The sequence below is a fragment of the Chryseobacterium sp. LJ668 genome (assembly GCF_019613955.1).
Classification (GTDB): Bacteria; Bacteroidota; Bacteroidia; order Flavobacteriales; family Weeksellaceae; genus Chryseobacterium.
In genome coordinates, this window is record NZ_CP080443.1 from 430,710 (window position 1) to 452,727 (window position 22,018).

18 protein-coding genes and 1 pseudogene are annotated in these 22,018 nt (G+C 33.9%); 8 read left to right on the forward strand and 11 right to left on the reverse strand.

Translation table 11 applies throughout. The features are described 5' to 3' along the window. Positions 1-208: 208 nt before the first annotated feature. The gene (locus K0U91_RS02110; protein WP_220180233.1) at positions 209-1,795 is read right to left on the reverse strand and encodes an ABC-F family ATP-binding cassette domain-containing protein; all 1,587 of its coding nucleotides are present in this window, start codon (positions 1,793-1,795) and stop codon (positions 209-211) included. Positions 1,796-2,276: 481 nt separating this feature from the next. On the opposite strand from K0U91_RS02110, the gene hpt reads away from it, so the two are divergent. The 5 genes from hpt to K0U91_RS02135 all read left to right on the forward strand — a co-directional run bounded on the left by hpt (position 2,277) and on the right by K0U91_RS02135 (position 6,664). Beyond that, entirely contained in the window at positions 2,277-2,831 is a 555-nt protein-coding gene (hpt, locus tag K0U91_RS02115; protein WP_219971172.1) for a hypoxanthine phosphoribosyltransferase, read from the forward strand. Between the two features lie 157 nt (positions 2,832-2,988). Then, complete coding sequence (locus tag K0U91_RS02120; protein ID WP_220180234.1) at positions 2,989-3,567, forward strand: adenylate kinase; 579 nt, start codon at positions 2,989-2,991, stop codon at positions 3,565-3,567. A gap of 79 nt (positions 3,568-3,646) precedes the next feature. Continuing rightward, positions 3,647-4,630 carry a GTPase ObgE gene (obgE, locus tag K0U91_RS02125; RefSeq protein WP_220180235.1) on the forward strand — a complete coding sequence of 328 codons (984 nt, stop codon included), beginning with the start codon at positions 3,647-3,649 and terminating at the stop codon, positions 4,628-4,630. Between the two features lie 115 nt (positions 4,631-4,745). Beyond that, positions 4,746-5,234, forward strand: a complete 489-nt coding sequence (locus K0U91_RS02130; protein ID WP_220180236.1) for a DUF6438 domain-containing protein — start codon at positions 4,746-4,748, stop codon at positions 5,232-5,234. A 161-nt stretch (positions 5,235-5,395) separates the two neighbouring features. Then, on the forward strand, positions 5,396-6,664 hold the full coding sequence (locus K0U91_RS02135; RefSeq protein ID WP_219971177.1) for a DEAD/DEAH box helicase: 1,269 nt from the start codon (positions 5,396-5,398) through the stop codon (positions 6,662-6,664). A 51-nt stretch (positions 6,665-6,715) separates the two neighbouring features. Here the strand turns inward: K0U91_RS02135 and K0U91_RS02140 are convergent, their stop codons facing one another. The 9 genes from K0U91_RS02140 to K0U91_RS02180 all read right to left on the reverse strand — a co-directional run bounded on the left by K0U91_RS02140 (position 6,716) and on the right by K0U91_RS02180 (position 17,502). Next, on the reverse strand, positions 6,716-8,416 hold the full coding sequence (locus K0U91_RS02140; RefSeq protein WP_220180237.1) for a T9SS type A sorting domain-containing protein: 1,701 nt from the start codon (positions 8,414-8,416) through the stop codon (positions 6,716-6,718). A 20-nt stretch (positions 8,417-8,436) separates the two neighbouring features. Next, positions 8,437-9,573 (reverse strand): autotransporter outer membrane beta-barrel domain-containing protein, encoded by a 1,137-nt coding sequence (locus tag K0U91_RS02145; protein ID WP_220571811.1) that lies wholly within the window; start codon positions 9,571-9,573, stop codon positions 8,437-8,439. Positions 9,574-9,667: 94 nt separating this feature from the next. Continuing rightward, on the reverse strand, positions 9,668-10,810 hold the full coding sequence (locus K0U91_RS02150) for a hypothetical protein (RefSeq protein WP_220180239.1): 1,143 nt from the start codon (positions 10,808-10,810) through the stop codon (positions 9,668-9,670). 3 nt (positions 10,811-10,813) lie between these two features. Then, the gene (locus K0U91_RS02155) at positions 10,814-11,578 is read right to left on the reverse strand and encodes a TatD family hydrolase (RefSeq protein WP_220180240.1); all 765 of its coding nucleotides are present in this window, start codon (positions 11,576-11,578) and stop codon (positions 10,814-10,816) included. Positions 11,579-11,639: 61 nt separating this feature from the next. Then, positions 11,640-12,590 (reverse strand): GSCFA domain-containing protein, encoded by a 951-nt coding sequence (locus tag K0U91_RS02160; RefSeq protein ID WP_220180241.1) that lies wholly within the window; start codon positions 12,588-12,590, stop codon positions 11,640-11,642. Between the two features lie 40 nt (positions 12,591-12,630). After that, complete coding sequence (locus tag K0U91_RS02165; RefSeq protein WP_219971189.1) at positions 12,631-13,602, reverse strand: polyprenyl synthetase family protein; 972 nt, start codon at positions 13,600-13,602, stop codon at positions 12,631-12,633. A 102-nt stretch (positions 13,603-13,704) separates the two neighbouring features. Continuing rightward, complete coding sequence (locus tag K0U91_RS02170; protein WP_219971191.1) at positions 13,705-14,847, reverse strand: inorganic phosphate transporter; 1,143 nt, start codon at positions 14,845-14,847, stop codon at positions 13,705-13,707. Positions 14,848-14,866: 19 nt separating this feature from the next. Then, positions 14,867-15,505 carry a DUF47 domain-containing protein gene (locus K0U91_RS02175; protein WP_129536417.1) on the reverse strand — a complete coding sequence of 213 codons (639 nt, stop codon included), beginning with the start codon at positions 15,503-15,505 and terminating at the stop codon, positions 14,867-14,869. 272 nt (positions 15,506-15,777) lie between these two features. Then, positions 15,778-17,502, reverse strand: coding sequence for a DEAD/DEAH box helicase (locus K0U91_RS02180; protein WP_219971193.1), 1,725 nt, complete (start codon positions 17,500-17,502; stop codon positions 15,778-15,780). A 274-nt stretch (positions 17,503-17,776) separates the two neighbouring features. On the opposite strand from K0U91_RS02180, the pseudogene K0U91_RS02185 reads away from it, so the two are divergent. From K0U91_RS02185 to K0U91_RS02195, 3 genes and pseudogenes are all read left to right on the forward strand, one after another. Next, positions 17,777-18,453, forward strand: a pseudogene (locus tag K0U91_RS02185) (DUF2461 domain-containing protein). A 104-nt stretch (positions 18,454-18,557) separates the two neighbouring features. Further along, positions 18,558-19,349: an FkbM family methyltransferase gene (locus K0U91_RS02190; protein WP_220180242.1), complete on the forward strand. Its 792-nt coding sequence runs from the start codon at positions 18,558-18,560 to the stop codon at positions 19,347-19,349. A gap of 6 nt (positions 19,350-19,355) precedes the next feature. After that, positions 19,356-20,834, forward strand: coding sequence for a lipopolysaccharide biosynthesis protein (locus tag K0U91_RS02195; RefSeq protein ID WP_220180243.1), 1,479 nt, complete (start codon positions 19,356-19,358; stop codon positions 20,832-20,834). On the opposite strand, the gene K0U91_RS02200 is transcribed toward K0U91_RS02195, so the two are convergent. Further along, positions 20,827-21,873, reverse strand: a complete 1,047-nt coding sequence (locus K0U91_RS02200) for a hypothetical protein (protein ID WP_220180244.1) — start codon at positions 21,871-21,873, stop codon at positions 20,827-20,829. The two genes, K0U91_RS02195 and K0U91_RS02200, sit on opposite strands and share 8 nt — an antisense overlap. Positions 21,874-22,018 lie beyond the last annotated feature (145 nt).

The window sequence follows — 22,018 nt, forward strand, 5'->3', positions numbered from 1 at the left end:
AAGAAAAATGCTCCCATTAATGTAAAGAATGGAAAAATTCAATTCGAAAACGAATAGGATATTGATCATGTCATTAAACTATTATGTGATTATTTTAAAACGGGAGCTTACTCTGGGAAATCATATGGAAGCTACGCAGGAAAAGTTCAAACAGAAGAACAAAAATTGACTTTCTATACACAATTGGTTGTATAGAAAGTCATATTTATTATAACAAAACCTCACTCTTCACTCCAATCTCCTCCAAAAACACCCCGTCATGCGAAATCATCACCAAAGTTCCATGATAATCCTTAATAGAATTCGTCAGAATTTTCACATTTTGAAGGTCTAAATTATTTGTCGGTTCATCGAGAATAATCATATCAGGTGCTTTACTGCTGATGGAAAGTCCGCACAGAAGAAGCCGCAGACGTTCTCCACCACTCAGTACATCACACTTTTTGTCCCAGCTTTCCTTTCCGAATAAAAATCTTGACAGTAAAGTTTTCACTTCAGATTCCTGCATCGCATTGTCATTAAACTGTTGGGCAAAATCATAGACCGTCGCATTTCTGTCAATCAGAGAATACTCCTGATCAATATAAATCGTATTAAAATCTGCTTTCGAAATCTTCCCAACAGAAGGTTGCAAATCTCTTAACAAAAGCTTGATCAAAGTGGTTTTCCCGGAACCGTTCGAACCTTTGATCGAAATTCTGTCACCACTTCGGATTTCAAGATTGATATTTTCTTTCCAAAGATTTTCTTGATGATATTTAAAGTTAATTCTCTCCGCTGAAACCAAAATTTTCCCCGAATGCAAATTGGAATCATTAAAATTCACTTTCATCTGATCCGCATTTCTCACAGACGAACGCAAATCCCTCAAATCACCGGAAATATCATTAATTTTCTCAGCATGAATCCCTTTTAATTTGGAAGAATTTTTTTCGGCATTATTCCGCAATGTATTCATCATAATTCTCGCCACACCCGATTTTTCCTGTTTTTGTTTTCCTCTTGCATCGAGTTTTTGCTTTCGTTCCAAGGTTTCCCGTTCTTTTTCTTTTGCTTTTTTCAGCGCGCGTTCTTTCGAGTGAATATCGTTTTGCAGCGCTTCATTTTCGATTTCTTTTTGTTCGGCATAAAAATCAAAATTTCCGCCGTAGGTCGAAATTCCCTGATTGCTCAATTCGAAAATGGTATCAACCAAATTCAGCAATGCACGATCGTGACTTACAATCACAACCGTAGAATTTGTCTTTTCAATAAAATCATACAACAGATTTCTTCCTTCCAAATCGAGATGATTGGTCGGTTCATCCAGTAAAACAATTTCAGGTTGATTGATCTGAATTCCTGCTAAAAAAACCTTTGTTTTTTGTCCGCCACTCAGGCTTTCTAAGGTTTGATTTAAATTTAAATTCTCCAATTTCCAATGTTGTAGAGCCATTTGACAGCGCTCTTCGATATCCCAGTCGTCATTTAAAATTTCAAAATACATTTCGTCCACTTCCCCACTCGTGATTTTTTGAAGAGCTTCTAATTTTTTATTAATTTTTAAACATTGTGCAATTGTCAGGTCATTAAAATTTCCGAACATCTGCGGAACATAGAAAATATCGTCAAGAATATTAACGTTTCCTTCCAAGGGTTCAATTTCTTTCGCAATAATTTTCAGCAAGGTAGATTTTCCCATGCCGTTACTTCCGACCAAAGCCGATTTTGCTTGTGATGTTATCGTTAAGTTGATAGAATTAAACAGCAGATTCCCCGCTGGAAACCCAAAGGATATATTGTGTAGAAAAAGCATAATTTCTTTCTGTAATTAAAGTTAAAACTGCAACAACATTTTTCTGTTATTGTTTATTAAATCTGAAAGAAATTAAATTCTACATGAGGGTTGTTTGGGATTTTGTGAATTGCAAAGATAAGGAATTTAAATTTTCAAATCATTTTTTGTCATTTCAAAAGGATAATTTTATAATACCGATAGTCTCCATTATTTGTTTTCAGAAGTTATTTCCAGCTATCCACTTATACTCCTCGTTCCAGCTGCATGACCCAACCCCTACTGCGGGGTAACCGTTTCTATCTGGGTTAGGAAGATCATGCTGTTGAAACCACCCCGTCCCAATCTTCTCTGAAAAATTGATCCACCCCTCCACTGGAGGGGAATTTGAATTCGTAAATATTTTACTAATTATTGTTATAAAACAAGTTTCACAAACCTGACACACCTCACAAAAAACTTTCATCAAAATTCCGTAACTTTGCCGCCTACTAAAAATTTTATGGAAAGTATTCAAGTTTTCGACAAAACTTTTGTTCCTTATTTAGAGGAAGCCGAAATTCAGGAGATTGTAAAAGCAACTGCTTTGAAAATTTATGAAGATTATAAGGACGAAATTCCTGTTTTCATCGGTGTGCTGAATGGGGTGATCATGTTTTTTTCAGATCTTCTGAAGCATTATCCGGGAGAATGTGAAATTGCTTTTATCCAGATGAGCTCCTATTCCGGGACCGAATCTACAGGTATTGTTTACCAAAAAATGGAACTGACGAAAGATGTGAAAGACCGTCACATCATCCTGGTAGAAGACATCGTAGATACAGGAAATACAGTTGAAAGTTTATTTAAATATTTTAATGAAACACAACGTCCGAAATCTGTAAAAATTGCTTCGTTCTTATTAAAGCCTGAAGTGTATAAAAAAGATTTTAAATTAGATTACATCGGAAAAGAAATTCCCAACAAATTTGTTTTAGGGTACGGTCTTGATTATGATGAATTGGGTAGAAATCTTCCTAATTTATATCAATTGGCTGACGGAAAAATCAATCATTAACGGTTGCTTGCTAATGGCAAATAGCCTTTAGCTTACAATTAATAAGTAGAAAAAAAAGAAATTTAATAATAACTAAAATAATCTGATAGCAAAGATGCAGTTTGCCATAGCCAAAAGCTAATCGCTAATTGCCAAATGCTAAAAGCTCCTCAACGCTATGATAAACATTGTTCTGTTCGGCCCTCCAGGAAGTGGAAAAGGGACTCAAGCTCAAAATCTGATTGAGAAATTTAATTTAAAGCAAATCTCTACTGGTGATCTTTTCAGATTCAACATGAAGAATGATACCGAACTTGGGAAATTGGCAAAATCTTATATCGACAAAGGAGAATTGGTTCCTGATCAGGTAACGATCGATATGCTGATTGACGAATTAAGAAAGCCTACTGATGCTTCAGGATTCATTTTTGACGGTTACCCAAGAACGGCCGTACAGACGGAAGCTTTGGAAAAAATTGTAAAAGAAGAGCTGAACAATAATATCGATGTCTGTCTTTCATTGGTCGTTGAAGACAAAATTTTAGTAGAAAGATTGCTTAAAAGAGGTGAAACAAGCGGTAGAACCGATGACAGCAATGTAGAAATTATAGAAAATAGAATTAAAGAATACTACGCAAAAACAGCCGAAGTTGCCGAGCTTTACAAACAACAAGGAAAATATGTAGAGATCAACGGCGTTGGAGAAATCAACGAGATTTCTGAAGAGCTTTTTGCTGAAGTAGAAAAAATAAAATAGTTTAAAGTTGTGAGTGATGAGTTATAAGTTCATACGATTCATTCTCATAATTCATAGCTCATAACTCAAATTGTAAGAAATGTCAAATTTTGTAGATTACGTAAAAATTCATTGTAAAAGCGGTCATGGCGGTGCAGGTTCTGCCCATCTTCGTCGTGAAAAATATATTCCGAAAGGTGGTCCTGATGGCGGAGATGGTGGTCGTGGTGGTCACGTGATTATGAAAGGAAATTCACAGGAATGGACGTTGCTTCCTCTGCGTTACACCCGTCACGTAAAAGCTGAACGCGGACAAAATGGAGCAAAAAACCAGCTAACCGGTGCATACGGAGATGATGTTTACATCGAAGTTCCTATCGGTACAATTGCCAAAAATGAAGAAGGTGAAATTGTAGGCGAAATTTTGGAGCACGGTCAGGAAATCATCCTAATGGAAGGAGGTAAAGGTGGTAAAGGTAATGAGCATTTCAAATCATCAACCCACCAAACACCACGTTATGCGCAGCCGGGAATGGATGGGCAGGAAGGATACATTGTTTTCGAGCTCAAAATATTGGCCGACGTAGGTCTTGTAGGTTTCCCAAATGCCGGAAAATCTACTCTTTTAGCATCTGTTTCTGCGGCTAAACCAAAAATTGCCAACTATGCATTTACTACTTTAACTCCAAACCTTGGAATTGTAGATTACAGAAATTACAAATCTTTCGTCATGGCAGATATTCCCGGAATTATTGAAGGAGCAGCAGAGGGAAAAGGTTTAGGACACAGATTCTTACGACATATTGAAAGAAATTCAATCTTATTGTTTTTAATTCCTGCAGACTCTGAAAATCACTTTCAGGAATTTAAAATTCTGGAGAACGAATTAAAAGAATACAATCCGGAACTACTGGATAAAGATTTTCTTGTTTCTGTCTCAAAGGCAGATCTTCTGGATGATGAACTGAAAAAAGAAATTTCAGCAGAATTTCCGGAGAACAGAAAGCCCATATTCTTTTCTGGCGTGACCGGAGAAAACCTGATGGCACTGAAAGATGCCATCTGGAATAAATTACACGGATAAAAATATTTGTATTTAAAGTATAAAAGGATAAGCATTAATGTTTATCCTTTTTTTTGTTCATCATCAATACCCCTTTGGAACGTTTATTGAGAGACAGAGATTAAATTTTAAAACAATGAAATATCTATTAAGTCTCTTTGCCATTACAATTCTGTTCGCTTGCCAGTCACAAAAAGTTCAGTCAAAATATTCAACAATCGAATATGAAGCCGGCGCATGTTTCGGGTTTTGCCCAATTTATAAAATGACCATTCAGGCAGACCGAACTGCAGTCCTGGAAGCAGAACATTTTAATTTTTCTAAAGGAACAACTAAAGACGAATTTTCTAAACCAAGAGAAGGAACTTTCACCACCACAATCAAAGAAGCTGATTATAATAAACTTCTAACCTTATTAGATGATTTAGATGTTAAAAATCTGAACGACAAATACGGAAATAATAATGTAACGGATCTTCCTACCTCTTACCTGAGAATTAAATTCGCAGACGGAACATCAAAAAATACAGAAGACTATGGCAAAAGAGGCTCGGAAAAACTGATGAAAGTATATCAATTCTTTGAAGATCTGAAACAGAATCAGCAGTGGACAAAAGTGAAATAACAGCATTTAATTAATTTAGTCTATCTTTGCGGTATATTTCGCGGCATTCTCAGCCAGTAAAGTAATAATTTACTTATAATTCTGTTAAAATTTTTAGCAGATTTGCTAAAAATGATGAAGTATACTGCTTCACCCGCACTATTTTAATACACAATACAATTTTGTTATTTACAGACTTAAACATTATCAAGCCCATTTTAGATGCGCTTCACCAAGAAGGTTATGAAAAACCGACACCTATTCAGGAACAATCTATTCCTTCTATTTTAGAACACAGAGACTTATTGGGTACAGCCCAGACAGGAACAGGGAAAACTGCTGCTTTTGCGATTCCTATCCTGCAGAATCTTACGGAAAGAAAAGGACCTAAGAACAATCATATTAAAGCTTTAATTCTTACTCCAACAAGAGAATTAGCCATACAAATTGAAGAAAGCTTCAATGCATACGGTAAAAATTTACCTTTAAGAAAGCTGGTCGTTTTCGGAGGGGTAAAACAAGGAAGTCAGGAAAATGCCTTGAGAAGAGGTGTTGATATTCTGGTTGCCACGCCCGGAAGATTATTAGACTTTATTGCTCAGGGAATTATCAGTTTAAAACATCTTGAAATTTTCGTACTGGATGAAGCAGACAGAATGCTGGATATGGGTTTTGTACATGATGTCAAAAGAATTATAAAGCTTTTACCACCAAGAAGGCAAACTCTTTTCTTTTCTGCTACAATGCCAACAGAAATTCAGAAATTGGCAGATTCAATTTTGAATACACCGATTAAAGTTTCTGTAACTCCGATTTCTTCCACTGCGGAAACAATCAAACAGGCTGTATATTTTGTTGATAAAGAAAATAAACTCGATCTTCTAACGCATATTCTGCAGAATGATATATCAGATTCTGTTTTGGTTTTTTCAAGAACAAAACATGGGGCTGATAAAATTGCAAGAAAACTACAGTCGAGCAACATCTCCACAGAGGCGATTCACGGAAATAAATCTCAAAACGCAAGACAGAATGCCCTGAATAATTTTAAATCAGGCAGAACGCGTGTTTTGGTTGCCACAGACATTGCAGCGAGAGGAATTGATATTGACGAACTGAAATATGTTGTCAACTATGAACTTTCTGATGTAGCAGAAACCTACGTTCACAGAATCGGAAGAACTGGCCGTGCCGGAGCAGAAGGATCTTCAATTTCATTTGTGGACGGTTTAGATTTATTAAACCTAAAAGATACTGAAAAACTAATTGGAATGAAAATTCCTGTTGAGAAAAATCACCCGTTCCATACCGATAATCTGGTGGTCGAAAAAAGAGATTCTAACAACAAACCTTTTATCCCGAGACCAAGATCCGCCGCCGCAGGTCAACAGCAAAAATCAGATCATAGCAAGAAGCCAAAAAATAAGAGTAATTTTTCTAGAAAGAAATAAAAAAATAAAGCCTTCCAGATCGGAAGGCTTATTTTTTGGTTATTTTTTTTGTTATTTTTTAATGAATTTTTGAGTTGAATTTCCTTTGGAAGTTTTGATATTAATAATGTACACCCCTGATGGAAGACTTCGCACATCAACTTTTTTATCTAATGTAAAAGTGGCATTAAATTTTCTCCCTACCAAATCTGAAACCGAAATATTACTGATTTCAGCTGTTGTTACAATGGTTAGGAAATCCGTTGTGGGATTGGGATAGATTCGTAAATCAGAACTATTTACTGTTTCCTTATCTAAAGAAATTTTCAAGTGAATGTTTTTTCTAAAATTTTCGATTTTTACTTTATCTTTTTCATCAGATAGAGTTTTTGTTGAACTGCAATTTTCAATTTTAGCAAGGTAAGAATAATTCGAGCCTGTTGTAATAAAAGTTCCCGTATTCAAAAAGACACTTTTACCTGCCTTCATAGAAATATTTTTGTTAGCAACACTTACTTCATAAGCCCCGTTTGTTTCTATGTAATCTGAAGCTTGATAAGTATGATTTACATTTGTTTCGGGATTGCTTAGTACGTAACTATTAACACATTGATTTCCAGCAAATGTATATACAAAATTTGGCAACAGACTATACGTAACTTTACCTGATAAATAGATGTTATCTAAATCAACATAACTGGAATTATAAGAATTGGGATTCATAATTTTACTCAAATACCCATAATTTGTACTGAAGCTCATATAAATATCATTTAATGCATTTCTTTTAATATCTCCACACTCAAAATAAGGATTACTATTATTATAAATTTGTTGATAAATTGGAGATGTAACAGAATTTAGCATATCGACAGCATATATTTGTGAATCATTATTTCTTCCTAAATACAAAACTGAAGAATCTTTATTAAACTCACCTACAGTGGGAAAAACACTTGATATTTCTAATTCATAATCATTGGTTAATGTTCCAGTTGTATTATTAAATGATAAAACTTTTGAAACATTATTTCCATTATTCATATTAACTAATAAATAATTTGAAAAATTTGAAAAATTTAAAGGCGGAGAAGATCTCATTGTTGTGCCATAACCTACCGTATTAGAAGGAATATTAATATTTAGATAGCTTTGAACCGGATTAGAGCTTACCCCGTTGGCATCTACTAAATAACTATAAATTTGATTTGCATCATGAGTGACCACCCAAAAAGAATTACCATTATGATGTTTAATTATGCTAAAGGTAGCAGACAGGTTTGTTGACTGATAATTTGAATGAATTGGTATTTCTTTAAAATTAGATAAAACTGCTCCTAGTGGAAACCCATTTGTTCCTAAAGATCCCTGCGACATGTCAACAATCGAGTACATTAATATTTCAGGATCTGCAGTTGAGGTACTACCAATTGTTTTTGTGACAAAAATGTAATATTGATTGGCATTGCCAGGATTCTGAACGATAGTAATACTTGATTGTGCAATATAATAATTCATATTTCCATTTTGCATTGTATTATGCTCACGTGTCATTATGGTTTCTCCATTAGTGTAAAACAATAGATTACCATTTGAGTCACTTACTGATGCAGTTACTGGAGAAGATAATTGATTATCTACCAATGCAATAGGATTTCCTGCTGCAGGAAAATTCACTGCAGCGTATCCTCCAAAATACCAGTTATCATTTTCTCCTTGAGAAAATATAAACATCGGTATAAACATTAAAAAAGTTAATATTATTTTTTTCATAATCTTGATATTAACTTTTTTTACTTGATTTTCTTTTCTAAAGTCTCAATACGTTTTTGCTGTTCTATTACATGAAGTGTAAGTTCCTCTACCTTTTTAAGAAGTAAAATATTCATTTCTTTTAGTTCGATACCGTTTTTAATAGCTTCTTCTGTTGTAGGGACTTCCGGAAGATGCCCATTTTTATTGATAAATTGATCAAGCTCATGAAGTGGCATCAGTTTATAATCTTTTTGGAAAACATAATCTGCCCAGCCGTTATTTGCTGCTATATCCACTTTTACTTTTTCGGTTTTAATGCCGTCTTTTACAAAAAGCTTATATTTCTCTCCGTCTTGTGCAATTCCGTCGGCTGGTAGCTGATTGGCGAAGTCACCAATTCCTATAGTCCCATTGTTGCCTTTGATCCAGTTACCTATATTTAGTTCATTATTGGGATGAGAATTAAATGGCGTGATATTATTTCCTATAAAAATGTTATTATTGACATTGTTTAAAACATAGGTGGACAAATTATTATATCCTAATACAATATTATTTGAACCGGTCGATAAACTTCTAAGTGATCTTGCACCTATAATAGTATTATAATTACCATTATGAAAGTCTCTAACTGCATCTAATCCGAGTGAAGTATTGTACGTGCCGACAAAACCATCTCCTTGCATCGTACCGACACCAATAGCCGTATTACCTTCTCCCGATTGTAAATTATGCAATGCATTTACACCTATTGCAACATTCCAATTCCCTGTAGTGCTTTGTTGCATCGCATTGACTCCAAGTGAGGTGTTACCAAACCCAGTGGAATTAGATGCTAGAGAATTAAAACCTAATACCGTATTAGAAGATCCCGTAGAATTTGCGCTCATTGCACCCAAACCAACAGCAGTATTCGCAAAATTTACTCCTCCTGCATTATTAGAGGGTATCTCATTACCACCTCCGACATATAAGTTATTCGTATATGTTATTCCATTGTTGTTATAAAAAACAAGTCTTCCATTTGCTGAAAGTCTTACTTGTTCTGAATTGTTAACTTTAAATACAATAGGTTGATTGTCTGTTGTGCCAAGGAAATTGGTTCCTGCAGTTGTCCCTCCATTTCCGGAAAGATTCCAAGTTTGTGAAAATGCATGCATACTGAATAGTAGCACAATTGAAAATGCGATTTTTTTCATGGTAAAGTTTTATGATGTTAGATTGTAAATATATAATAAAATTATATAATCATTATGAATAGTAAATTAATTATTTTATTTCGAAATTCATATTAGATATAGTCTGTAAAATATAGAACCCTAACAACGGCATCAAATAATTTGCGCCTTCCCAAACTGAAAATTGAAAATCAATTCTTATTAAATCAATATAAGCAATTGGGAAAAAGAACATACCTAATATTATAAAAACCCTTTTCTCAAATAATATCAGTTGGTAACTTTTCAATCTTGTAAAAAAGAAGAATCCTAAGCATCCTAACAATAATAAAAAAATAAAAACTTCTTTTCCTAAAATACCTAAGCCTTTATTAAAAAGATGCAAAGGCTGAAACCGTGTATTGATTGAATAGAAATAAATATTAAAAAAAAGGTTGACAGACAAAGATACTATCAGCAGAATTACTCCTTTTTTTCTATTGAGATTCATTACGAGGAATGAAAATAAGAATGGAAGAAAAATAAACACAATTCTGGATGTAGATAATATACCGAGTAAAAATCCTAATACAATAAACTGCCAAAGAGAACTTTTATCGTGTGATTTATAAAATATAACAATAGAAATGATGAGAAATGATAATGAAAAAGGTAAAATATCATGACCATTGAAAAGTAGTTCCCAGAAAACAAGCGTTATTCCTGTAAATAAAGCAAACATATTTAGTTCTTTATCGTTGAAAACATATTTTCGTAAAACTAAAAACAGAATGAGTAAATAAAAAGGACTAAAGAAGACATATAAATCTAAAAGAACAAAACCTGAGTTGATAAGCACCCAGCCAGGTCCGGGACTTATAGGTGTATTTTCATCAATATAAACATCGTAAAGTTTCCCAGTTGTTTTCAGAGTTTGTGCAGCAAGAATTATAGCATCATCTCCTGTAGAACCCTTACCAGAATTTTTACGATCATCTACTTTGGGATAAATGATGCAATTTAAAACAGTACTAACGACTATAAATAAGATCCACCATTTATATCGAAAAATTTTTAAATTCGAAATCTTAGTTCGGAATATATAAATAATATTTGCAACTATAAAATAAATAACAAAAATTGGAATTGAAAGTATTTTATCAAAAAAACGAATTGATGGCAACACAATCAAAAAATTAAAAAGAAAAAAATCTAAACAATTTTCTCTAAAAAATTTAGGAAATTTTGCTCTCATATTTTATACATTAAACATTTTTTTTGCATTCTCACTCGTAATCCGATCAATCTCAGCAAAATCTTTATTATAAATGTTTACAAGTTTACCCGCAACTAAATCAAGGTAAGAACTTTCGTTTCTTTTTCCTCTGAACGGAACGGGAGCCAGGTATGGAGAATCTGTTTCCAGAACAATTTTATCTAACGGAATTTCATTTAAAAACTGATCGATCTTACCGTTTTTGAAGGTGACTACTCCACCGATTCCCAAAATGAAATTTAAATCGATGGCGTGTTTTGCCTGTTCAAGATTTCCCGAAAAACAGTGGAAAATCCCTCTCAATTTAGGGTGTTTTTTTCTTTCTAACACCTCAAAAGTTTCATCAAAACTTTCTCTGGTATGAATCACAATCGGCAGATCTTTTTCGATCGCCCAATCAATCTGCTGCTCAAAAGCTTTTACCTGAATATCAAGAGTTGATTGATCCCAATACAGATCAATCCCGATTTCTCCGATGGCAGGGAAATGTCTTTGGTCTAAATAATTTTTTACAATTTTCAGTTCATTTTCCCACGATTCCGGTTTTACATAACACGGGTGCAGCCCCATCATTGAAAAAATCTGGCTCGGATAATCATTTTCCAGTTGGAGCATTTTTTCGTGCGATTCTGAATCTATAGCGGGAAGATAAAATTCTGTAATTCCTTTATTCAAAGCTCTTTGAATCATTTCTTTTCGGTCTGTATCAAACTCTTCAGAATATAAATGGGTATGGGTGTCTATCATGAATAGCGAGTAATTTAAATATTAAAAAAGCTGATGGTCCTAAATTCCTTTTCTACTAATATTAAAATATTTTATGCTTGGCTTTTTTCTGCTGAATTTCAATTCTTTGATTCAGTTTTTCTCTGAATTCTATATATTTCGGATCTTTTTCGTCTTCTGAACGATGTTCAAGAGCTTTATTGATTTTAAAATTTTCTTTAATAAAATCTTTAGTTTCATCTGAAAAATAAGCATTGCCAAATTTCTCAAAAATATAATTGACAGCCTGAGAATTCGGGTGAATCATATCTTCTTTGTAGAAACGGTAATCACGCAGATCATCCATCAAAATTTCATAAACCGGAAGATAGTGGCAGTTTTCTATTTTTGAAATGACTTCATGAATTGCAGTGATCAATTTTGATTTGCTCAGCTGATTCTCAATCATTCCGTCTTTGGTGTGGCGCACCGGCGAAACTGTAAATAAAATCTGAAGATCATCTCTGCAAATGTCTTTTAAATTCAAAATCGTATCGTAAATAGAATCTGTAAGTGCCTGATGCGTTAAGAATCTCTTGTCGAAAAACTTTTGTGGAATTTTATGACAATTGGCGACTAATGTTTCCTTTGGCTTAAATTGATAAATAAATGAAGTTCCATACGTAATAATTACCCAATTTGAATCCTGCAGAAACTGATTTCCTTCAACAATTTTCAGATTTATTTTTTCTAAAGTCTGATGAATAAAACGGGTATCAAAACCTGAATGATGATCTAACGAAATAAATTTATCATCAAAAGTTATCAGCTCTTCTTCGCGATAAAACGCAGAGTCGTGAAGTTTTTTAATGGAATTACTAATCGAAAAAGGATTAAACAAAGTACCGAAAGGATTATTCACCGTCTGCAGCTGGCCTTGCTTAAATAAATCAGACATTTCAGAAGCAAAACACGACCCTATTGAAAATATTTTATCCTCAATTTCAATCTTTTGATCAGATTCTGCGATGTTTACTTCTGTCCGGAATTTCATTTATTTAATTTGAAATAAATCAAATTGGCTCATTATCTCATTAAGATTCTCTTCTTAAAAGGTAATTTGCCAATTCAGCAAACGGTTTTTTCTTCTCTTCCGGAATTTCTATTTTCGCAAGATAACTTTGGCCGATTTCGTTGTGCTTTTCGATCAGACGTAATGCTTTTTCGTCCACTTTTGTTCTTCTGAAAATCTTTTCAACACCGTAGACTTTATCGATGTTATCGGTCTTTTTAGAATACCAGTAATCCAGTTCTTTTTTCTCTTCTTCCGTTCCGTGCTCTTTGGCTAAAAGATAAAGAACCGTCTTTTTGTTTTCATAAATATCACCGGCATGTTTTTTACCAAACTGCGCCTGATCTCCGAATACATCCAGATAATCATCCATAATCTGGAAGGCAATTCCGATGTGTTTTCCAAAGTTGAAAATGGCTTTTGCGTCTTTAAATTGAGCTTTGGCAATCAATGCTCCGATCTCAAATGAAGATGCGCTTAAAACTCCGGTTTTATAGGTAATCATTCTGATATAATCATCAAAGGTTACGTTTTCCTGAGTTTCAAAATTGATGTCATATTGCTGGCCTTCACATAAAAGCAAACCAGTATGGGTGAAAATTCTGATACACGCTTTAAAAATCTCAGGTTCAAGATCTTCAAAAAACTTATAAGCTTTCAGCATCAATCCGTCTCCTGAAAGAATTCCAACGTTGATCCCATGCAAAGTATGAATCGTAGGCTTGTTTCTTCTTAAAGGTGCCTCATCCATAATATCATCATGAATCAGCGTAAAATTATGGAAAAACTCGATCGCCAAAGCGGGCTTTATCGCCTGTTTCATATCACCGCCAAACAAATCACAAGCCATCAAAACCATGATCGGACGAAGGCGCTTGCCACCGTGCGAGATGATGTAATTCATTGGTTCGTACAATTCGGCAGGCTTATCTTTGAACGTATATTTGGTAATGGCATCAGCAACAATCTGTTGGTAGGTGTCTAAGAATTCCATAAAAAATTTTAATTTGAACAAAAATACGATTTTCTGAGGGGTTGTAAAACAAAAAACTTTGCCCAATTGGACAAAGTTTAGTGATATGATTTATTTCTTTAATTAAGTTAAAAACGTCACCGCAAGATAAGTAAGCGCAGCAACAATTGCTGAAATAGGAATCGTCAAAACCCAAGCCCAAAGTAAGCTTACTGTAATTCCCCAACGTACTGCAGAAACTCTTTTCGTCAATCCAACACCAATAATCGAACCGGTAATGGTATGTGTTGTAGAAACCGGAATACCAAAGTGATCGGTAATAAATAATGTGATTGCACCCGCTGTTTCAGCACTTACGCCTTCCAACGGAGTTACTTTTGTAATTTTAGTTCCCATCGTTTTGATGATCTTCCAGCCACCACTCATGGTACCTAAAGCGATTGCAATGAAAGAAACCAATGGAACCCACATATAATGCTCTGCAAAATAGTTAAAACGTTCGGCAGTTTCAATATTTAGATAAACAGGATCCTGAAGCATATTGACATGATAATAGATCAACGCCGCTCCAATAATCCCCATAACTTTTTGGGCATCATTAAGACCGTGTCCTAAGCTGAATAAAGCCGAAGAGACAAGCTGTAATTTTTTGAACGATTTATCAGCCTTATGAGGATTTGAATTCTTATAAAGATGTACGATGATTAAAGTTATGATAATTGAAATGACCATTCCGATCACCGGTGCAAGGAAAATAAACAGGAAAATAGGAATTACCTTGCTGAATTTCACGACATCCTGACTGGCAACCTTGATGAATGTATGCTTTATCGTCTCAAACATGCCTAAATTCGGAGCTGCAGCCACTACTTCACGGTAATCCATTAAAAAAGCATGCATCAATGCTGCTCCTAAAAAGCCACCGATAAGAGTGTGAGACGATGATGAAGGAATTCCAAACCACCATGTCAAAAGGTTCCATGCGATTGCCGCAATAAGACCTGAAAAAATAACTTCTAAAGTAATAAAATTCTCATTGACAGTTTTTGCAATTGTGTTACCGATTTTAAATTCGCCAATAATATAAGCTGCAATAAAGAAAGCTGCAAAATTCCAGACAGCAGCCCAAAGAACAGCCTGCAGAGGAGTTAAAACTTTTGTGGAAACAATTGTCGCAATAGAGTTGGCTGCATCATGAAAACCATTGATATAATCGAAGATTAAAGCCAGAGCAATAATAACCGTAAGTAAAATAGGAAAATCCATTTTTTGTTATGTATTGTTTTTAAGCGTATTTGATCATGATGTTTTCAATCGTATTGGCAACATCTTCTGCTTTATCGGTAACGATCTCAAGATAATTAAGAACAGATGAAATTTTGATGATATTGATGGCATCATTGGTTTCAAAAAGCTCTACCATCGAGTTCGAAAGAAGATCATCAGCAATATTCTCGATAGAATTTACTTTGATACAGGCTTCTTTCACCTGCTCCATATTTTTAAAACCTTTCAGGTTTTTCATCGCATTCTGAATCTCCAGGCAAGCCTTGTGAATTAATAGAGAGAAGTCTGCATAAGCCTTCATCATCGGAGATTTGTACAAGAAAATATATTTTGTAGAAGCGTAGATGTAATCTGCAATATCATCTAAACCTGTTGCCAACGTGTGAATATCTTCACGGTCGAACGGTGTGATGAAGTTTTTCCCCAATTCAATAAAGATCTCATGTGTAAGCTCATCATTTTTGTGCTCATAGTCGCTCATGAGTTTCAACATTGCATCGTCGTTAAGATCAAAATCTTTCACTCCGTTGTTAAAATCATTAGACATTGCAACTAAATTCTCTGTTACTTTTTCGAAAAGCACAAAGAAAATTTTATCTTTTGGCTGAAATGCGTGGAAAATATTACCAATTGCCATTTGTAAATTGTATTTAATTTATTCGAGTGCAAATTTCCTAAAAAAGCATCTTAACAAAAAGTATCCGGCATTAATTTTTGTTAATATTGAATTAATATTTGTTCATATCAAAATCATGCAAAAATATGTACTTTATATTTATTTAAAAATCAATAACTTAAACTAAAATTATACACTTTCTATTCAATAAGAACCAAAATTTTTCTTTATAAAAATTAATGTTTAAAAAAAGCCGGCAAAATTGCCGGCTCAAATATATTTTAAGTCTAAGATCAGTTCGCCTCTTCAGCTCTCATATCTTTTCCTTTAAATTTCATAGATTGAAGATTTCCTATAAGCTCGTTGCTAAAAGATTTTTCAACTTCAAAGAATGAGAATTTCTCAAGAATTTCGATGTTTCCGATCTCAGCTCTTTTGCTTCCTTTACTAGAAGTAGCCTTGTTAATGATTTCCAATACATCTAGCTTTTTCAACTGGTCTTTTTTACCAAGATTGAAGAAAAATCTAGTCATATTTTCGTCTCTCTGTCTTGGCTTACCACCACGATCTCCTCTTCTTTCACCTCTGTCGCTGCGTTCGTTACGATCTCCTCTGTCACGGTCTCTTCCTCTGTCGCGATCTCTTCCGCCTCTGCTGTCTCTGTCTCTTCCACCTCGGTCATCATCTCTGTTGCTAAATTTCTGATCCATAAGATCTTGCTTATCTTTGTAGTACAACGCAAGGTCTTTCAACTGGAACTGCAACAACTGTACAACCAATTCTTCTTTAGTGAAATTACTTAAATCCGGAACAAGACTTTGATCAAATTCAAAGATATTCTCATGCTCTGTCATCAGTTTTTCAAAAACTCCGGTTACCTGAGCCGAAATTACTTCGTCACCTGTAGGAATTTTCTTCTCAATGATATCAATTTTCGTAGTAGATTTGATCTGCTTCAGCTTTCTGCTTTCTTCAGGCTTTATCAATGACATTGAGATACCGTCTTTTCCTGCTCTACCTGTTCTTCCGCTTCTGTGTACAAAAACTTCAGGATCATCCGGTAAAGAGAAATGGATAACGTGCGTTAAAGAATCTACATCCAGACCTCTTGCAGCAACGTCAGTTGCAACCAAAATGTCAATGTTTTTCAGTCTGAATTTCTTCATTACCGTATCTCTCTGCGCTTGAGAAAGATCACCATGAAGAGCATCTGCCGCATATCCGTTTTGCATTAAAAAGTCTGCAACTTCCTGAGTTTCCATTCTTGTTCTACAGAAAATAATAGAATATTGATTCGGGTTTGCATCAATTAGTCTTTTCAGAGCTTCTTTTTTGTTACGGTAACCTACAACATAGAATTCATGTTTAATGTTCTTTTTAACTTCGTTAATAGAACCCACAGAAATACGGTGAGGTTTTGTAAGGTAACTTTTAGAAATTCTTTCAACCTCTTTGCTCATCGTTGCCGAGAACAAGAAAGTCTGTTTTGTTTCAGGAGTTTCTCTTAAAATTGTTTCCAATTCGTCTTTGAAACCCATAGAAAGCATCTCATCTGCTTCATCTAAAACCAACCAGTGGATTTCTGAGAAGTCAAGAGCTTTTCTGTTGATCAGGTCGATCACCCTTCCCGGAGTACCCACAATCACCTGTGGCTTGTCTCTCAAAGAACGCATTTGATCTGTAATACTGCTACCACCGTAAACTGCTGTAGTTTTGATGTTTTGCATGTACTTAGAATAGTTGTTAATGTCTTTTGAAATCTGTAGACATAGTTCTCGCGTCGGGCAAAGCACCAAAAATTGGATTTTGCGACTCGTATCGTCAATCATATCCAAAATCGGAAGCGAAAACGCTGCTGTTTTGCCTGTCCCTGTCTGCGCAAGTGCGATTAGATCGCGAATATCTGATTGAATAAAAGGGATAGTCTGTTTTTGGATTTCTGTCGGGCTTTCGTAACCCAGTTCGCCAATGGCCTTAAGGATATCAGGACTTAAATTGGTCTCCGTAAATAAATTCATTAATTAATATAAAATTTTTGCAAAGATACAACTAATTATTGAATCACCCTTTATATAATATTAACGAATTGATAATTTTATTTTAGAAAAACCTAAGTATTTTTAAATTAATGCAAAAAAAGAATAAAAAATTTATTTTAAATTTAAAAATCCCTCAAATCAATTTTTTTTTATCAATTTAATTGAAATCTATATTAATGTTTATAAATCTTCGAATAAGACAAAAATATTTGACTTCTGATCAGATTTATTTACATTTGATTAAAATAGAATAATGACAGCTACTCTTTCTAAAAAAATATTTGATTATCTCACTAAACTTAGCGAAAACAACAATCGGGAATGGTTTACCGACAATAAGAATCTCTTCACAGAGGCACAGGAAGAATTTGAAATTTTTGTCGAGCAGCTTATTCAGGAAGTAGGGAAATCTGATGAAAAAGTAGCCAACTGAATGCAAAAAAATCTTTACTTAGAATTTATAGGGACATCCGTTTTTCTAAAGACAAAACGCCATATAAAACCTATTTTGGTGCTTCTCTAGGGATGGGAAAGAGCAATGAAAAATCCGGTCATTATCTTCATATTGAGCCCGGAAAATCTTTCATCGCGAGCGGAATTTATTTACCTGAAGCTCCTGTTTTGAAGGTAATCAGAAAAGAAATATCGGTTTTTAAAGATGACTTTCTAAAAGTAGTAGACCACAAAGATTTCAAAAAATATTATGGCGAACTGGATCGTGAAAATGAGCTAAAAAAGATTCCGCAAGGCTTTGAAAAAGAAGATCCTATGGCAGAATATCTGAAACTTAAAAGCTTTATCGGAGTACACAGTCTTACTAACAAAGAGGTAACAGATAAAAATGCAATAGAAAACCTGACAGCTATCATGAAATCAGCAAAACCTCTGAATGATTTTTTAAATGCACCGTTTTCAAATGCTTCAGAATAATTCACATCTACCAATATTATAATCGATTAGCAACAACAACTTACATTTAATCTGATTTAATATCATTTTCATTATCTTTGTCGGTCGTCATAAAAAAGTAAAAAATGTCTTTATATCAGCAGCTCGCAGAAAAATTACAGTACATCAGTCCTGGTTTTTATAAACAGAGATATTTTAAAAATTTACATCAGTTAACCAAAGAAAATTTTTCAGGTAGAAATGTAGAGCCAGAGCTGGTTTGGATCAAAGAATATTTACAAAATGACGCTGTTATTTTTGACATCGGTGCCAATGTCGGAACTTTTCTTTATCAGTTTGAAAATAAGCTGAAACATCAAAACATATACGCTTTCGAGCCTAATAAAAAACTTTATATTCGACTTAAAAGACTTTTTCCGTCGATGAATATTTCATCCGTTGCACTTTCCGACGAAAACACAACAGCGGAATTTAAAGTTCCCATCATTAAAGGAAAAATGATCGCTTCAAGAGGAACGCTCAATACTTCTTACAAAGAAAAAGACGAGGAAAATTCTTACACTGAAACTGTAGAAGTTGTAAAACTTGATGACTGGACGAAATCTAAAAATATCTCAAAAATAGATTTCATCAAAATAGACGTTGAAGGAAATGAAATGAAAACTCTTTTTGGCGGAAAAAACACCATTCAGAAATTCAAACCAACGTTAATGGTTGAAATGGAACAGAGACACCACGAAACACCTATCTGGGAAGAAATTTCGGAAGTAGAAAGCTGGGGTTTTGACGCCAACTATCTCAACAGAAAAACCTTTACCCTCGAAAAATTAACCGAAGAAACTCTACTGAAAAACATCAGCGACGAAAAAAACAAAACCGACTACATCAACAACATTATTTTTATTCCAAAAAACTAAAATCTCATGAGTGTAGTTGCAAGGCAGGGTTTTAAGTATTCTATCATTGGATATTTTGGTTTTTTAATAGGAACGATTTCGGCCATCTTTATTTTTCCTAATGATTTTGAATTTTACGGGAAGCTGAGATATATTTTGCCTACTGCAGAAATGCTGGTTCCGTTCGTAGTGCTGGGAATTTCGTATTCAAATGTAAAATTTTTTCATAAGGTAGAAAAAGACGGCAAGAAGCAAAATATGCTTTCCCTTTCATTGGTTGCAATTCTTTTCAATTTTTGTATTTTTTCACTGGTATTTTTTATTCTCCCCTATATTTTTCCGAATTTTAAAAATACAGAAGCCTGGAAAATCAAAGAAGTTATCCTTCCGATGATTCTGCTTCTTTCATTTTGTACGGTTTTTAATAAATATATTTCCAACTACAAGCGAATTGTAGTTTCTAATATTTTTGATAATTTATTTCCGAAAATAGCCAATCTGGGTGCTTTTTGCATGGTTTTCTATTTTTCTTTATCACAGCAGATTGCATATGCTTTCTTTTTCGGAATGTTTGCATTAATGCTTTCAGGGTACATTTATTATACCAACAGACTTGAAAAAATAAAGCTTGATGTAAGCACAGAATATTTTAAAAAAGATCAATTCTGGAAAGAATTTTCCAATTACAGTTTCTTTGGTTTTCTGGGCACTTTCGGCAATTATTTAGCCATCAACAGCTTTATGATCGGTGAATTTTTGGGAATGGAAGAAAACGGGATCTACTCTGTTTTGTATGCTCTGATTTCATTAATATCTATTCCCCAACTTGGATTATTTAATATTTCAGCACCGATTATCAGTAAGAATCTTGCGGACGGCGATATGGAAGAGCTCGACAGGTTTCATAAGAAAACATCGCTTTCGCTTTATTTTCTAGGAGCAGTTCTGTTTTCGTGCATTATGGTGGGATTTCCTTTTCTGACGCACTTTATGCCTAAAAATGGTCTACAGCTGCAAGAATACACTCCGGTTATCTGGATTTGGGGTTCTGCGGTTTTGCTGGATTTGGCGACGGGTTTTAACGGCAATATTATTTCACTTTCAAAATATTACCGATTCAACATTCTGGTTATGCTTTTATTAGCGGGATTAACTATCAGCTTAAATCTGTATTTCATTAACCACACCGATCTCAAACTAATGGGAATCGCTTTGTCGACTGCAATTTCACTCACAATATACAACCTCATTAAGATCGTCTTCAATTATGTAATGTTTAAAGTTTCACCTTTAAGTATTGAGATGATCTTCGTTTCGATTATCTGCACATTGGCAATTACAGTTGCGATTGTTTTACCGAATTTTGAAAATCAATTGATCAATCTAGTTTACAAACCCGCTGTGGTATTGATATTGATTTTTATCGGGAATTATTTTACTAAAATTTTTCCTGTAGAGCAATACCTGAATATGAAATTTATTAAAAGTGTTTTGAAATTTAAGTAGAAATCAATTCATTCAAAAGGTTTTCAAGGTCTTTCTGAATTTTTTCACGGCTGAAATTTTTCTGGAAATCAAAAACCATATTTTTCAAATTTTGAAACTGTTCGATCAAATTTTCTTCTTCAGGAATGATAAAATCTAGTCCTGACGAATAATTTGAAGGAAAAACTGCAGGCTTTCCATATTTAATTGCGTCGCCTAAATTTCCGGTCATTTTTGTTTTTCCATAGATTTCTTTTTGGCTAAAAAACTCTGCTTCTTCCTGAATGGGACACCAGAGTACATCTGCCTTCTTCATCCAGCCATCGAAAACGTCGGAAGAAACTCTTTTTGAGAAATATTGTAAAGTGATATTTCCGGGAATAATTCTAGATAGGTTTTTTAAATTTTTTAATTCCTCACCTTTTGCTTTTCCTAAAAAAACGAAGATGATATTATTTTTAATATCTAAATTTCTAATTGTTTTAAAAATACGATGATAATCTCTTCTTTTCTGTGAAACCCCGCCGGGAACAACAATTATCAAGATTTCACTTTCAGTTTTATTAAAACTCTTAGTGTAGAAAATAGGTAAAAGCCTGTACTTTTCAGAACACAATTCGTGGTCGAGAACCAAATGATTTTTCGCTTTTGCGTAAGTTTCTTTGGTGTAAAATAATCCTTCTTTAGACCACAATTTCAGGCGGTAAATAAAATCTGCCTTAAAAGTATTTTTAATTAAACTAAATTTTGAAATTTTTGAAAAATTAATATTATGTATTATAACTGCTGCATTATATTTTTGAAAGATCTCAAAAAAAATATTGAAATAACGATGTACAGTTCCGATAATAATCAAGTCATATTTTCTGTCAGACAGCTGATCCAAAATCATTGAAGAATCTGTTATATAGACTGATTCACCATTTTCCCTTAATTGGTTTTTTATCTTTTCTGAAAAGTAATAATCTACAGAGATTTCACCAGAATCATGCATTAAATCCATAAAATCCTGCGCAATTTCAGCGTGGGTGTCAATTTCTATGTAGGCTATTTTTTTCAATGAATTATTTTGTAAGTTTTGGCTGAAGCCGATAGCATAATATGTATGTAAACAGTCTTAAGCCCGTTCTTATTAGTGAAATCAAGTTTTTTTTGGAGTTATCAAACCTAAAAGGTTTTCTTAAAGCTGTTAGGTTTCGCAATAT

Excerpts from the sequence above, each read along its gene's own strand:
- K0U91_RS02175 (WP_129536417.1), bottom strand. The coding sequence starts at position 15,505 with ATGGCAATTGGTAATATTTTCCACGCATTTCAGCCAAAAGATAAAATT.
- K0U91_RS02165 (WP_219971189.1), bottom strand. The coding sequence starts at position 13,602 with ATGGAATTCTTAGACACCTACCAACAGATTGTTGCTGATGCCATTACC.
- K0U91_RS02170 (WP_219971191.1), bottom strand. The coding sequence starts at position 14,847 with ATGGATTTTCCTATTTTACTTACGGTTATTATTGCTCTGGCTTTAATC.
- K0U91_RS02160 (WP_220180241.1), bottom strand. The coding sequence starts at position 12,590 with ATGAAATTCCGGACAGAAGTAAACATCGCAGAATCTGATCAAAAGATT.
- K0U91_RS02110 (WP_220180233.1), bottom strand. The coding sequence starts at position 1,795 with ATGCTTTTTCTACACAATATATCCTTTGGGTTTCCAGCGGGGAATCTG.
- hpt (WP_219971172.1), top strand. The coding sequence starts at position 2,277 with ATGGAAAGTATTCAAGTTTTCGACAAAACTTTTGTTCCTTATTTAGAG.
- K0U91_RS02155 (WP_220180240.1), bottom strand. The coding sequence starts at position 11,578 with ATGATAGACACCCATACCCATTTATATTCTGAAGAGTTTGATACAGAC.
- K0U91_RS02140 (WP_220180237.1), bottom strand. The coding sequence starts at position 8,416 with ATGAAAAAAATAATATTAACTTTTTTAATGTTTATACCGATGTTTATA.
- obgE (WP_220180235.1), top strand. The coding sequence starts at position 3,647 with ATGTCAAATTTTGTAGATTACGTAAAAATTCATTGTAAAAGCGGTCAT.
- K0U91_RS02195 (WP_220180243.1), top strand. The coding sequence starts at position 19,356 with ATGAGTGTAGTTGCAAGGCAGGGTTTTAAGTATTCTATCATTGGATAT.
- K0U91_RS02130 (WP_220180236.1), top strand. The coding sequence starts at position 4,746 with ATGAAATATCTATTAAGTCTCTTTGCCATTACAATTCTGTTCGCTTGC.
- K0U91_RS02120 (WP_220180234.1), top strand. The coding sequence starts at position 2,989 with ATGATAAACATTGTTCTGTTCGGCCCTCCAGGAAGTGGAAAAGGGACT.
- K0U91_RS02150 (WP_220180239.1), bottom strand. The coding sequence starts at position 10,810 with ATGAGAGCAAAATTTCCTAAATTTTTTAGAGAAAATTGTTTAGATTTT.
- K0U91_RS02190 (WP_220180242.1), top strand. The coding sequence starts at position 18,558 with ATGTCTTTATATCAGCAGCTCGCAGAAAAATTACAGTACATCAGTCCT.
- K0U91_RS02180 (WP_219971193.1), bottom strand. The coding sequence starts at position 17,502 with ATGAATTTATTTACGGAGACCAATTTAAGTCCTGATATCCTTAAGGCC.